Raw genomic sequence first — 13,734 nt, 5'->3', positions numbered from 1 at the left:
CTATTGCGTTTGCACTTTTTAATAAAATTTTCAAACGTTGCGTTAGCAAAAATCGTATCCGACTTGAGCGAAATTTAGTAATTTTTCAGAACACTCAATTCCTAATTCCCATTTCCCATTTCCCAATTCCCAATTCCAATTTCCTATCATATTTTCACTCTATCGTGCAAGGCTTTAGATAGGGATAAAATATCGACATTTTCCAAACTAACGCCTGTAGGGACTCCCTGAGCTATTTTTGTAAAGACAAGATCAAACTCTTTAAGTTTCTCTTCTACATAGATCATAATAGCATCATTTGCAACGGATGGAGTCAACGCAAAAATGATCTCTTTTATATTTTCCTCTTCTACGATTTTATGAAGTCTTTCTATAGCGTTTTCCAAATCGTCCAAAACAAAATATTTTCCGTTATATTCGTTACTCTCTTCAATAACCAATATATCTTTTGCGCTCTCTACAATACATAAAATATCTTTTTCTCTCAATTCGTCGCTACAGATATAGCATAACTCATCTTCACTAAGTCCTCCACATCTACTGCATCTTCTTATATTGCTTACGGCGTTTTCGATGGCATGAGCTATTTTTAATGCGTTTAAGCTATCCTCCATCACCATATAAAAAGCCAGCTTTATTGCTGATTTTTTTCCGATGGTAGGTAAAGACTCCAAAGCTTCGATCAATTCATTAAATCTTTTAAATCCTTTTTTCAAGAAGCTCCCTTTATTTTTTTGAAATTATACAATAATATAAAAATTGATTTATTACAAATTTTTTGATAAAATCAGCGCAACTTAAAATATACTTAAAAGAGGTGAAAATTGGTGGATTTAGACTATTATGAGATATTGGAAGTTGATAAAAACGCTACTTTTGAAGAGATAAAAAAATCTTACAGAAAATTGGCACTTAAATATCATCCAGACAGAAACCCCAACAATAAAGAAGCAGAAGAGAGATTTAAACTTATTAACGAAGCATATCAAGTTTTAAGCGATAAAGAAAAAAGAGCCCTATATGACAGATATGGAAAAAGAGGACTTGAAAACCAAGGATTTGAAGGCTTTAGCCACAGCTCATACGAAGATATTATGGACTTTTTTGAATCAGTTTTTGGCGGAAGTTTCGGAGGATTTGGTTTTGGAAGAAGAAAGGATGAAGAAAAATATCCTCTTGATCTATCTCTTGAGATGGAGATATCTTTTAACGAAGCTTTTTTTGGAACTCAAAAAGAGATAGAGTATGAGTATAAAATACCTTGCAAAAGCTGTAAAGGAACGGGGGCAAAAAACGCTGAGTTTATAACTTGTAGCGAATGCGGCGGAAGAGGCCAGATCTATTATAGACAAGGATTTATGACTTTCTCTCAAACCTGTCCAAGATGCCATGGCAGCGGGAAAATCGCAAAAGAAAAATGTGAAGAGTGTAAAGGGCTTGGATATGAGAGAAAAAAAGAAAAAATTACTATAAACATCCCAGAAGGTATAGATAACGAAGATAGAATTAGAGTAAGTGGCAAAGGAAATGTAGGTATACATGGACAAAGAGGAGATCTTTATATCACTTTTTACGTAAAAGAAGATGAACATTTTGTAAGATATAACGATGATATATATTTGGAAGTTCCCGTATTTTTTACTCAGGCGATTTTAGGAGAAAATATCACTATACCAACTCCCAGAGGTGAAAAAGAGTTAAAACTTCCTCAAGGAACAAAAGATAAAGAGCAGTTTATATTTAGAGGGGAAGGGGCAAAAAACGTAAGAACCAAAAAAGTAGGAAACCTTATCGCACAAATTAAAATAATATATCCAAAAAAATTAAATAACGAACAAAAAGAGCTACTTCAAAAACTTCAAGAAAGCTTTGGGATTGAAAGCAAACCACACGAGAAAAAATTTGAATCGGTTTTTAACAAAATAAAAGGATGGTTTAATAAATAAAGGGGGAATTCCCCTTTAATTCATTCTCAAATCTACCTTTAATTTTTTCCTTTTATAATAGGCGGCGATAATCATAGTAAAAATCAATGCTATAGCGTAATAGACCCATGCAGGAATTGGCACCGGATCTCCTTGGGCGTAGGAGTGAAGACCCGATAGATAAAAGTTTACTCCAAAATAGGTCATAATAACCGATGAAAAAGCTAGTAGTGATAAAACATTATATAAAAATAGACCGTTTAATCTTGGAATCAATCTCAAATGTTCAACACAGGCATAAACCAATATCGTAACCAACGCCCACGTCTCTTTAGGATCCCATCCCCAATATCTTCCCCAACTCTCGTTAGCCCAAACTCCGCCTAAAAAGTTACCCATAGTCACTAAAATTAGACCGATTATTAGACTCATTTCGTTGGTGTAAGTTAGCTCTTTTATAGTAAGTATTAGCGAATTTTTGTTTTTTTCGTTCATAAAAATATATAAAATCAAAACAATAAACCCAAGAAGAGCGCTCAAAGCCAAAAATCCGTAGCTTGCAGTAATAACGGAAACATGTATCATAAGCCAATAAGATTTTAAAACAGGAACCAAATTGGTAATTTGAGGATCTAACCAATTTAAATGTGCCACAAAAAGGATCAATCCTCCAAGAAGCGAAGTAGCCGCCAAGGCAACGGGAGAATTTTTTGAAAAGAAAAAACCGGCAAGCACAATCGCCCAAGAGATATAAACCATTGACTCATATCCATCACTCCAAGGTGCATGCCCGGCCACATACCATCTAAGTCCAAGTCCAAAAGTATGAATAAAAAATCCTACAACTATAAAAAACAGTCCAATTTTAACAATTGGGCCTATTTTTATTTTTGGATTGATAAGATTTAATAAAACAAGAATTAGCAGTATCGCACCTATTATCATATAATAGGGAACAAGTCTATTAAAAATATCCAACTTATTATATAAAAGCTCAGCTTTTATTCTTTTTTCGCTCGGCATCATGGAAGCGCCGTAATATTTTTGATAATCTTTAATAACTTCCAAAGCTTTATCGGCTTTATCCCAATTTCCGTTCTCCAAAGCGTTATCTATATTTGAAAAATAGCTTGCAGTTATTAATCTAACAAGTTCGGCCTGTTTTGGAGGGAAAGTTTTTATAGCTTCTACGGGAGAATACCATTTTTGATTTTTGTCGTTTGGTTTTGGGAAAATTCTAAGAAGCTCCCCTGTATAAACAAGATAACAAACATTTACCCTCTCATCAACTTTTATTACCTCTTTATCAAACTGACCTCTATTGGATGGCTTTTTCAAAACCGCTTTTTGTATATACTCTGCTAATTTATAGTTTCCTTCTTTATCAAAAAAATCCTTAAAAGAGGCGTATTTTTCTTCTTTTTTTAAACCTATTATCTTTTTTAAAGCCGGATGATAAACATAAATCATTTTTATTTGTTGCCAATGTTCTGGCTTAACTGTCATTCCAAGAAAAATTTGATTTGGATTTAGATCCAAAAATCTCTCTTTTTTAGTAACTTTTGCTAAGATCATCCTTGAGAGAGTATCTATGGGCTCGACTCTACCTCCCCTATCTTGAACTAAAAGCTCGCCAAATTTTTCGCAATGGGCTTTGTCAAATGATTTTACAACCTTTAAAGCCTCCTCGTAAGTTATAGCCTTTAAACCGCTTGGCAATATAAAAGCAGCCAAAAAAGAAAGAAGCATCATCTCTCTCTTTTTTTGAACCTTTCTTGTAAGCCTAATAAGCTTCATAAATCTACTTTGAGGCATAAAAAGATGAAATATCATGCCAAAAAATAGCAATGCATAACCAATATAAGTAATTATAGTTCCCGGATCGTGATTGACTGAAAGAATTGTTCCTTTCTCATCCATATCATAAGAGCTTTGAAAAAACCTATATCCACGATAATCCAACACATGGTTCATATAGATTCTATAAGGCATATTTACGCCCTTTTCTTTATCTATTAGCACAACTTCGCTGGCATAAGAAGATGGACTATTGGATCCTGGATATTTTTCTATCTGAAAATCTATAAGTTTCAAAGAAAAAGGAAGTTTTATTATTTTTGAACCGTATGTTAAATTCAATATAAGCCCATCAAGTTTTACGCTGATAGGATTTCCAAGCTGGTTTGGTTTTCCAAAAAGAGTTACCTCTTTTTCTTTATCTTTATATTTTATATTTAACACCAAAGCGTCTTGAAATTTTCCGCTTCTATCCTTTGGCCCGTTAGAAACCAAAACGGCTTTTACGCCCTCTTTTATATCTTTTAATACCAATTTTACGCCATCAATTATATATAGCCTATTTTTTTCAAATAATATTTCGCTGTTTGGGGGATATTTATGGGTGATATTTTCTTTCATATCAAATATATTAACTTTAAAGGGAGCTTTTATGAAAAGTTTTTTATCTTTTTTATATATTTTTACTCCATCTTTTATCTCTTTTTCAAAAGAGGTCTTAACTTTTCCAAGATCAACTACTTCATCTTTTTTAAGATTTAAATTTTGAGAAGAGCTATCAAGGGCTACCATTAAATTTAAAATAGTTTTTCCGTTTTTATCCTTTTTATACTCTATTTTTGCGTTGGGTATATATTTTTTTAGCTCTATTTTAATTTTTTCTCCATCTAAATTTATCTCTTTTTTAAAGCTGTTTTTACCAAGAGCCGATAGAAGTATCGCTGACTCAAAATGATACTTTTTATTATTTTTTATAACTTCTGCCTGAAGATAGGTCTTTTCTGAAATGATCTTATCTTGAGTTGCGCCTTCTCTTATATGCATTATCCCTTCATAACCTATATATCTGGTAACACCTGCGCCTATCAAGATCAATATAAAAGCAAAATGAAAAAGCCCCGTTAGCCATTTATCTTTTCTATATAGCCTAAATCTAATAATATTATAAATAAGATTTATCCCAAGCAACAAAAGAAGTATCTCAAACCATTTTGCGTTATAAACCAAAGCTTTTGCCGTTTGGGTTCCATAATCGTTTTCTATAAAAGTTGCAACTCCTATAGATATAGCAAAAATAAACATCAATATCACAGCCGATTTCATTGACAAAAATAGAGACTTAAATAGTTTCACCATCAAATACCCCAATATTACAAGATTGAAAGATTTTATACGTTTTTAACCAAAATTGCGAAGTCCTTTAGAAGTTAATTTAACTTTTTAAGATTTTTTAATATATCATTTTAACTCTCCCCACCTTTTTGCGATAGATACGCTACATTTTAACGGAACGTTTAACTTATAAATATTTTCCATAATATCTTTAAAGATTATTGCTAAATTCTCAGCCTCTTTTTCGTCTACTTCAAAAATTAGCTCATCATGTATCTGAACTATTATGTTTGCTGGATATTGCTTTTGATAAATCTCATCCTTTATTTTATTCATAGCAAGTTTGATAAGATCCGCGGCACTCCCTTGAAAAACAGTATTTATTGCTTCCCTTAGATATGCCGCAAACTGAGCTCCGCTAGCGTGCGCAAAATCGAAATATCTTCTTCTACCAAGCAAAGTCTCTACAAAACCGTTCTTTTTTGCAAAATCTTCGATAGATTTTAAATACTCTTTAACGGTTGGGAAAGATCTAAAATAGCTATCTATTATCTCTTTTGCCTCTTTTGTGCTAATTCCTAAAGTTTGAGATAGTTTTCTACTTCCCATTCCGTAAATCAAACCGAAATTTATACTTTTTGCGATATCCCTTTTTTTTGCCGCATCTTCTTTAAAAAGTTTTTTTGCCGTTTCAAGATGTATATCTTTATCTTCAAAAAAAGCCTTTATCAGTGAAGGATCTTTTGAAAAATGAGCCAAAAGTCTAAGTTCTATCTGAGAGTAATCTATGCCTATTAAAAGCTTATTTTCATCTGCTATAAAACCGTATCTTATCTCTTTTCCAACTTCGGTTTTTACGGGAATATTTTGAAGATTTGGGTTTTTGCTCGCTAGTCTTCCCGTAGCCGTGCCAGTCTGGACAAAAGATGTATATATTCTATTTTTCTTATCTTTTTTACCAAGTTTCAAAAGAGGTTCTATATAGGTAGATTTTAGCTTAAAAAGCTCTCTATACTCTAAAATCTCTCTAATAATTTCATGCTTATCTCTCAACTGATTCAATACCGCTTCATTCGTGCTAAATCCGGTCTTTGTCTTTTTCACTACAGGAAGCTTTAGTCGCTCAAACAAAACGGCTCCCAACTGCTTTGTAGAGTTGATATTAAACTCAACTCCGGCAATTTCATAAATCCTTTTTGTTAGCTCTTCCAATCTTTTATTTGTTTTAATCAAAAGCTTTTCAAAAAAATCTATATCTATTTTTATACCGCTTCTTTCCATCCATATAAGTGTATTTATAAAAGGATATTCAACCTCTCTTGCCTCTTTTAAAAGATGTGCGGCGTTTTCGTTTTTTAACTCTTCAATTAGTCTAAAATAGAGCATATAAGTGATTAGTGCGTCTTCCGCGGCATATTTTGTAGCCTCTTTTATATCAACTAGTGAAAAATCTTCACCTTTTTTAACGGTCTCTTTAAAAGTTATCATTGAGTGGGAAAAATACCTTTTTGACAACGACTCCAAAGATAAAGAACTCTCTGGATTTATTAGCCATGCAAGTATCATAGTATCAGCATACGGGATAACTTCGTCAATTTTGTATCTATACAGTAAAGATAGGTCAAATTTAAGATTGTGTCCAAAAAATTTAGCACTCAAAATCTTTTTTATAGCATCAAAAGCGTCTTGCAATCTTACTTGATCTTCCACTCCCAGATATTTATGCCCAACGGGAACGTAATAGGCTCTATTTTTTTCAAAACAGAAACTAAAACCTACCAAATTTGCCTCTTTTGTATCTAAAGAGTTAGTTTCTATATCAAATGAAATTAGAGTATCTTCATCTATCTTGCTTATCACATCTTGCAACTTCTCTTTTGTATTTAACAAAATCGATTCAAACTCTACATTCTCTTTTTTTTCTATCAGTGGTTTTTGTTTTAGTCTATTTAACACTGAAGTTATATCATACTCTATCAGCTCCTCTGCTATTTTTAGGATAGGGTTTATTTTAGGAAGTTCAAATTTATGTATGTCTATATCGCAATTTTCAAAAAGATCATCTTTTAAAGTAACAAGCTTTTTGCTTAAAAAAGCTGACTCTTTACCCTCTTTTAAAAGTTGCGCCACTCTTGGGGGTTTTATTTTTTCAATATTTTTATATATATTTTCCAAATCTCCATATTCGTTTATAAGTTTAGCCGCAGTTTTTGGACCGATACCTTTAACTCCTGGTATATTATCTGCGCTATCGCCGGTTAGCGCCAAAAAATCTTTTATATATTTTACATCTACGCCAAATTTTTGTTTAGCCTTTTCTTCGTCAATCTCCTCTTTTTTTATAGGATCGTATAAAACAACCTTTTCATCGTCTATTAATTGATATAGATCTTTATCGTGGGTTACTATTTTTACTTTTATTCCCTTTTTCTTTGCGCATTTTACAATGGAGGCTATTATATCATCTGCTTCATATCCCTCTTTTTGCAACTTCTTAAACCCCATCTTCTCTATCCATTCTATAGCTACCGGGAGCTGGGCTAAAAGCTCTGGTGGGACATCCGGGCGCTGAGCTTTATAATTTTTATCGATCTCTTCTCTAAAAGATGGGCCTTCGCTATCTAAAGCAAACAATATATAATCACTATTATGCTCTTTAGTGAGATTAAATATAAAATTTATAAATCCTGTTAAAAGTCCTGTAGGGAAGCCTTTTTTGCTTTTTAAAGGAGGCAGAGCGTAATAGTTTCTAAAGAAAAAACCAAAAGTATCGATTATCGTTAATGTTTTCATATTTTTCCTTATATAAAATCTTTTTAGCTATTTTATTCAAATAAGATATAATTTTATAAAATTTTTCCAAAAGGAAAGTTATGAGAAAACTATTAATTTTTTTGCTATTTTTTAATTATATATTTGCGCAGGATTTTTCAAAGGTTAGGGAAGAAAATATTAAAAATATCGATTTGATTATAAAAATATATAAAAAGAGGCTTGATTGTATTGAAGAGTCAAACCAGCCAAAAGAGTGCATAAAAAAATTCCCATACAATCAAAAAAGCGACAATTTAGCATCGCTTCTTTGTTCATCTTTTCCGGTTAGCTATTATAAAAATATATTAAAAAGAGATATAAAAATGCTCCAAAACGAAAAAATATGCTGGGGGAAAGCCCTATCAAAAGAGGATGTGGCAAAATGTATAAAAAATTAAATATTTTTTAAGCTGTCGATAGCATCTTTTAATAGTTCTATATCCATATTTTCAGATTCTGCTGTTGCAATCGCTCTGTTTATACTAGCATCTGCTAAAGGTTTATTAACCGGTATGGCACTTTTGACTATATTTAGGGCTCTTGCATACTCATAACTCTCTTCATCGGCATCTTTAAAGTTATCTGAAAATTTGATAGATTTTACAAAAAGTTCATCAAATTCCCAATATTCAAACATCTCTGCCGTTACTTCCGCGGTAGTTAAACCTATAAAACTCTTTTCGACTTCTGAAATATTATTTGTAGTTTCAATTTCGGATTTAAAAGGAAAAACAAGATCTTCTTTGATAATCTCGTCAGCTATTATAATCTTTCCCATTTCTTGAAGCAAAGAAGCAAGACTTAAAAGTTTTAATTTTCTACTATCGACTTTTCTATACCATCTATACATAAGATGGCTTTGAAGATGAGAAATATTTGCAAACTCCTCAGCACTAATCCCGTATGGCTCCATATCTATATTTAATAGCTTTTTTATGGAGTTTTGAAGCACTACCCCTTTTACTTCAGAAAGACCAAGCAAAGATATAGCGTGAGAGAGATCTGTTATCTCTTTTCTAAGTCCGTAAAAGGGAGAATTTACTCTTTTTAAAATATTGGCAACAAGCATCGGATCTTTTTCTAAAATTTTTGCGATTTTCTCTAAACTTACATTGGGATCGTTGTAGGCTTTTTCAAACTCTTGGATAGTTTTTGGCAAAGGTGGCAATGATTTTATCTTTTTAATGATCGACTCTCTCATCTTATCTCCATACTTTTTTTATATTTTGCCCAATTTTTTCTTAAATTTTTAACTCTTTTGCCAAAAATTCGCCGGTAAAGCTTCCGGTTTTTTTATAATTTTTTGCAACTTCCAGCGGAGATCCGGTAGCTATAACTTTACCGCCTCTGCTTCCTCCTTCTGGCCCCATATCTATAATATAATCGGCATTTTTTATAATATCAAGGTTATGCTCTATAACTATAACGCTGTTTCCAAGTTCTACTAAATGGTGTAAAACTTTCAAAAGCTTATTTACATCTTCAAAATGTAGCCCGGTAGTTGGCTCATCTAAAATATAAAGGGTATTTCCGGTATCTTTTTTGCTAAGTTCTCTTGATAGTTTTATCCTTTGAGCCTCTCCCCCGCTTAAAGTTACCGCGTTTTGTCCTAAAGTAATATATCCAAGTCCCACATCTTGTAAAGTTTTTAGTTTCTGATATATTTTTGGAATGTTTTTAAAAAACTCTATAGCTTCATCAACGCTCATCTCAAGGACATCGGCAATATTTTTCCCTTTATACTCTATCTCTAAAGTTTGCGCATTGTATCTTTTTCCTTTACACGCATCACATTTAACCATTATATCAGGCAAAAAGTGCATCTCTATCTTTATCTCCCCTTCACCTTTGCACTTTTCGCATCTTCCCCCTTTTACGTTAAAACTAAATCTTCCCGGAGTATAGCCTCTTATTTGCGCCTCTTTCGTTTTTGCAAAAAGGTTTCTTATCTCATCAAAAACTCCCGTATATGTTGCTGGATTGCTTCTTGGGGTTCTGCCTATGGGGCTTTGATCAAGATATATAACTTTATCAAGTTTATCAAGCCCTACTATTTCAACTCCTGAGACTTTTTTAACTTTTTTTGCGTGGTTTAATATCTCCTTTGCAACCGGCAAAAGAGTTTGAAGTATCAAAGAACTCTTTCCGCTTCCGCTAACACCCGTTACGGCTACAAAGTTTCTAAGAGGAAATTTTACGTTTAAATTTTTTATATTGTTAATATTTACATTTTTTATCTCTATCCACTCTTTTTGCTCTCTATTGTAAAAATATTCTATTTTTTTCTTACCGGTTAAATATTTTGCCGTTAACGTATCGCTATTTTTTAGCTCTTCCAAATTTCCGCTAAAAACCACTTCTCCGCCGTATTTTCCGGCACCTGGTCCAATATCTACTATAAAATCGGCACTCTTGATAGTCTCTTTGTCGTGTTCTACAACGATTACGGTATTTCCTTTTTTTTGAAGGTTTTTTAAGGTTCTAATTAGCTTTGAAGTATCTCTTTCATGTAGCCCAATACTTGGCTCATCCAATACATACATAACCCCCGTTAATCCGCTTCCAATTTGAGAGGCTATCCTGATCCTTTGAGCCTCTCCCCCGCTGATAGTCCTTGCGTCTCTTCCAAGAGTCAAATACCCAAGACCCACATCATTTAAAAAATATAGCCTCTCTCTTATCTCTTTTAATATCGGAGCGGCTATTACTCTTTTTTGTTTTGATAAATAATCAAAATTCCTCTCATCGCTAAAAAATTTATAACACTCCTTTATAGGCATATCCAAAATTTCGCCTATCTTTTTGTCTGCAACTTTAACAGCCAAGGATTCAGGTTTTAGTCTATGTCCGTTACATTTATCGCAAACTTTTTCACTCATATATTCATTTAACTCTTTTTCCTCTTTGAACATATCATAAGCTATTTTTATCACACCGGGCCAAACTCTCAATAACTTATGATTTTTCCAATAAAACTCCACCTCTTCCGCAGATCCGTAAAGAATCGCTTTTTTTTCGTTCTCTTTTAACTCTTCGAAAGGCTTTTTTATATCTATGCCGTAAGTTTGGCAAAAAGCTTTTAAAAATGTAAAATAGTAGCTTCTATTGTATCCGTAAATTATCTTAATCGCACCTTTTTCGATAGGTAACGAGTCGTTTATTATCTTTTTTAAATCGAGGGTATATCTAATTCCAAGTCCATCACAAGCCGGACACGCTCCTTTTGGTGAGTTAAAGGAGAAACTTAAAGGCTCTAAGGGTTCAAAACTAACCTTACAGTCAAAACAGGCCAAATGTTCGCTAAAATGGATATGGGGTTTTTCAAGGTTTAACTCTTTATAGTTGATTATCTCAACCTCCATCTCACCATATGATTCGTTTAAAGCTTTCTCCACATCAGCGGCGATTCTTGAGCTATTTTCATCTTTTACTACGACTCTGTCGATAACCACTTTTATCGTATGTTTTTTTGTTTTTGAAAGCTCTATCTCTTCATCAAGCCTTACCATCACCCCGTCAATCATCGCTCTAACATACCCTTTATGCCTAAGCCCCTCTATCAAATCGGAAAAACTACCCTTTTTCTCTCTAATAAGTGGCGCCAAAATAACAAGTTTTGCTCCTTTTGGAAGCTTTAAAACTTCATTGATTATATCTTGAGCGCTCATACTTGAGATAGGTTTGCCGCAAATATGGCAATGCTGTTTTCCCACTCTTGCGTATAAAAGCCTTAAATAATCATAAATCTCCGTTATTGTCCCAACAGTGCTTCTTGGGTTTTTACTTGTGGTTTTTTGTTCTATAGCAATCGCGGGAGTTAAACCTTCTATCTTATCAACATCGGGTTTTTCAAGCCTTTCAAGAAACTGCCTTGCATAAGATGACAGTGATTCGATATATCTTCTTTGACCCTCAGCATATAGCGTCTCAAAAGCGAGCGTGCTTTTTCCGCTTCCGGACAATCCCGTAAAAACTATAAGTTTATTTTTTGGTAGTTTTAAATCTATATCTTTTAAATTATTCTCTCTGGCACCAAAAATTTCTATAAATTCCATTTTCCCCTCTCAAATAGATTAATATCCAAAAAATATCTTTTTTATAACCAGAACTAAAATAACGCCATACATAACTATAAGGAGATTTTTAAATTTTTTTCTATCGATAATGTGAGCCATTCTTATACCAAAAAATACACCAATAAGTGAAGAGGCTCCAACCAAAAATCCATAAAGATAATCTATATGACCAAATATAGAAAGACTAATAAATCCCGATATTGAAGAAAATATCACAAAAAAAAGACCCATAGAGGCAGCTTTTTTCACATCAAGATGAAAAATTCCAACTAATATAGGAGTAACAAGGATTGACCCACCAACCCCTATAGATATGGCAAAAAGTCCTATAAAAACACCTACAAAAAATATTATTAATTGCGGGATACTTTTTTTATCCGTCTCTTCAATATTTCTTTTAAAAAATCTATAAAACGCAAAAAGTATAAAACCCAAAAACATATATTCCAAAACTTTAGAGTTTACCAAAGATACAAAATATCCACTTCCAAGAGCCCCTAAAAAACCGCCGACTCCTAAAGAAAAACCTTCATGAATCTTAAAAATATTTTTTTTAAAATTTAAATATGTTCCAAAAATTGAAGAAAAAACCATCTGCGTAACAGAAATACCCACCGCCTCTTTGATATCGATACCAAGAGCAAGAAGTATAGGAACAAGTATCGTCCCGCCGCCTATCCCGAAAAAACCGGACAAAAAACCTACCAAAATTCCGATTATTGATAACTCTATCAGCAAAGACCACCTTTTTTTAAACGAGATTATACAACAAAAGAGAGTATTAATAAACTTTTTTTTATAATAGAGAAAATCTTTAAAAAATGGAGCTGTGCTTTGAGATTTTTATTAATTTTTTTTATTTCCTTTACCTTATACGGATCAACTATCTTAAACGTTAACATAAAAAAACTAAATGATCAAATAGAGATATTTTTCAATTTTGATACTCCATATGAGGGAAGGCTTGTTCAAAGGGTAGAAAAAGAAAAGATAAGAGTAATTTTAAAAGATGCCAAGATACTCACTTCCTGGAGCAAAAAAATAGACACACCTTTTGTTTATCAAATAGAGGTTATACCTAAGGGAAAAAACAGCGAACTAATAATCTATACTATCGAAAAAGCTGCTATCTTAGCCGCAAAATCAAGTGACGGATACGGGCTAAAGCTTTTGATAAAAAGACTCTCATCCACTAACAAAAATAGTAACGAGAAAAAATCCATAAAACAAGACGAGAAAAAAGAGTATACTCTTTTTTTATTGATTCTTGGTGGGATAATTATCGTTGCTGCGTTTTTGATAATTTTTATATTTTTTACGCCAAAATCGAAAAAAATAAAGAAAAAAACCATAAACGTTCAAAATCCAAAAGAAAGCGAACTTGAGATAAAATTTGAAAAAAAACTTGATGAGCATAATAAAATAGCATTAATATCCTTTAAAGGCATAAACTATCTTGTTATTATTGGAAGCACCAATATTCTTCTTGGAAAATATTCGCAAAATATAACAGATCAAGAGGAGTTTGAAAAGTTGATAAAAGAGAGCGGAGCGCAAATAAAAGAAGCCTTTACCCCAAAAGATGATCAAGAACTATTTAACGAATTGGAGATTTATAAAGAAAAAGCAAGCAAATGAAATTATTATATAACTACTAAACCTCTTACTTGCAAAACTATTTTATTCAATTTTAGTTTTTTCCCAATAATAATCCTTCAGCTTGTTCTCGCTCACTTTTTCACTTTCTATCTTTTTAACTCTCTTACTCTCTAACCACTTAACCACTCAAC

General features: G+C 32.6%; 9 protein-coding genes. 3 read left to right on the top strand and 6 right to left on the bottom strand.

Translation table 11 applies throughout. The features are described from left to right. Positions 1–146: 146 nt before the first annotated feature. Positions 147–716, bottom strand: a complete 570-nt coding sequence (recR, locus tag AC30RD_RS02405) for a recombination mediator RecR (RefSeq protein WP_489492583.1) — start codon at positions 714–716, stop codon at positions 147–149. Between the two features lie 108 nt (positions 717–824). Between recR and dnaJ the strand changes: the two genes are divergently transcribed. Next, positions 825–1,946: a molecular chaperone DnaJ gene (gene dnaJ, locus AC30RD_RS02400; RefSeq protein ID WP_489492582.1), complete on the top strand. Its 1,122-nt coding sequence runs from the start codon at positions 825–827 to the stop codon at positions 1,944–1,946. A gap of 15 nt (positions 1,947–1,961) precedes the next feature. Here dnaJ and AC30RD_RS02395 read toward each other — a convergent pair whose 3' ends face one another. Together AC30RD_RS02395 and polA are read right to left on the bottom strand one after the other, a co-directional pair. Next, entirely contained in the window at positions 1,962–5,078 is a 3,117-nt protein-coding gene (locus tag AC30RD_RS02395; protein WP_489492581.1) for a cytochrome c biogenesis protein, read from the bottom strand. A gap of 102 nt (positions 5,079–5,180) precedes the next feature. After that, complete coding sequence (gene polA / locus AC30RD_RS02390; RefSeq protein ID WP_489492579.1) at positions 5,181–7,847, bottom strand: DNA polymerase I; 2,667 nt, start codon at positions 7,845–7,847, stop codon at positions 5,181–5,183. Positions 7,848–7,927: 80 nt separating this feature from the next. Here polA and AC30RD_RS02385 point away from each other — a divergent pair, with 80 nt between their 5' ends. Continuing rightward, positions 7,928–8,266 (top strand): hypothetical protein, encoded by a 339-nt coding sequence (locus tag AC30RD_RS02385; protein WP_489492577.1) that lies wholly within the window; start codon positions 7,928–7,930, stop codon positions 8,264–8,266. On the opposite strand, the gene AC30RD_RS02380 is transcribed toward AC30RD_RS02385, so the two are convergent. The 3 genes from AC30RD_RS02380 to AC30RD_RS02370 are packed head-to-tail and all read right to left on the bottom strand — an operon-like array spanning position 8,263 to position 12,682. Further along, positions 8,263–9,069, bottom strand: a complete 807-nt coding sequence (locus AC30RD_RS02380; RefSeq protein WP_489492576.1) for an HDOD domain-containing protein — start codon at positions 9,067–9,069, stop codon at positions 8,263–8,265. The genes AC30RD_RS02385 and AC30RD_RS02380 overlap by 4 nt on opposite strands. 40 nt (positions 9,070–9,109) lie before the next feature. Beyond that, positions 9,110–11,923, bottom strand: coding sequence for an excinuclease ABC subunit UvrA (uvrA, locus tag AC30RD_RS02375; protein ID WP_489492575.1), 2,814 nt, complete (start codon positions 11,921–11,923; stop codon positions 9,110–9,112). Between the two features lie 18 nt (positions 11,924–11,941). Further along, complete coding sequence (locus AC30RD_RS02370) at positions 11,942–12,682, bottom strand: sulfite exporter TauE/SafE family protein (protein ID WP_489492574.1); 741 nt, start codon at positions 12,680–12,682, stop codon at positions 11,942–11,944. Positions 12,683–12,778: 96 nt separating this feature from the next. On the opposite strand from AC30RD_RS02370, the gene AC30RD_RS02365 reads away from it, so the two are divergent. Next, positions 12,779–13,582 (top strand): hypothetical protein, encoded by an 804-nt coding sequence (locus tag AC30RD_RS02365; protein WP_489492573.1) that lies wholly within the window; start codon positions 12,779–12,781, stop codon positions 13,580–13,582. Positions 13,583–13,734 lie beyond the last annotated feature (152 nt).

The organism is Nitrosophilus sp. (assembly GCF_982775275.1).
The sequence above is the reverse complement of the archived record's forward strand: the minus strand, read 5'-3'. Positions and strand labels throughout refer to the sequence as shown.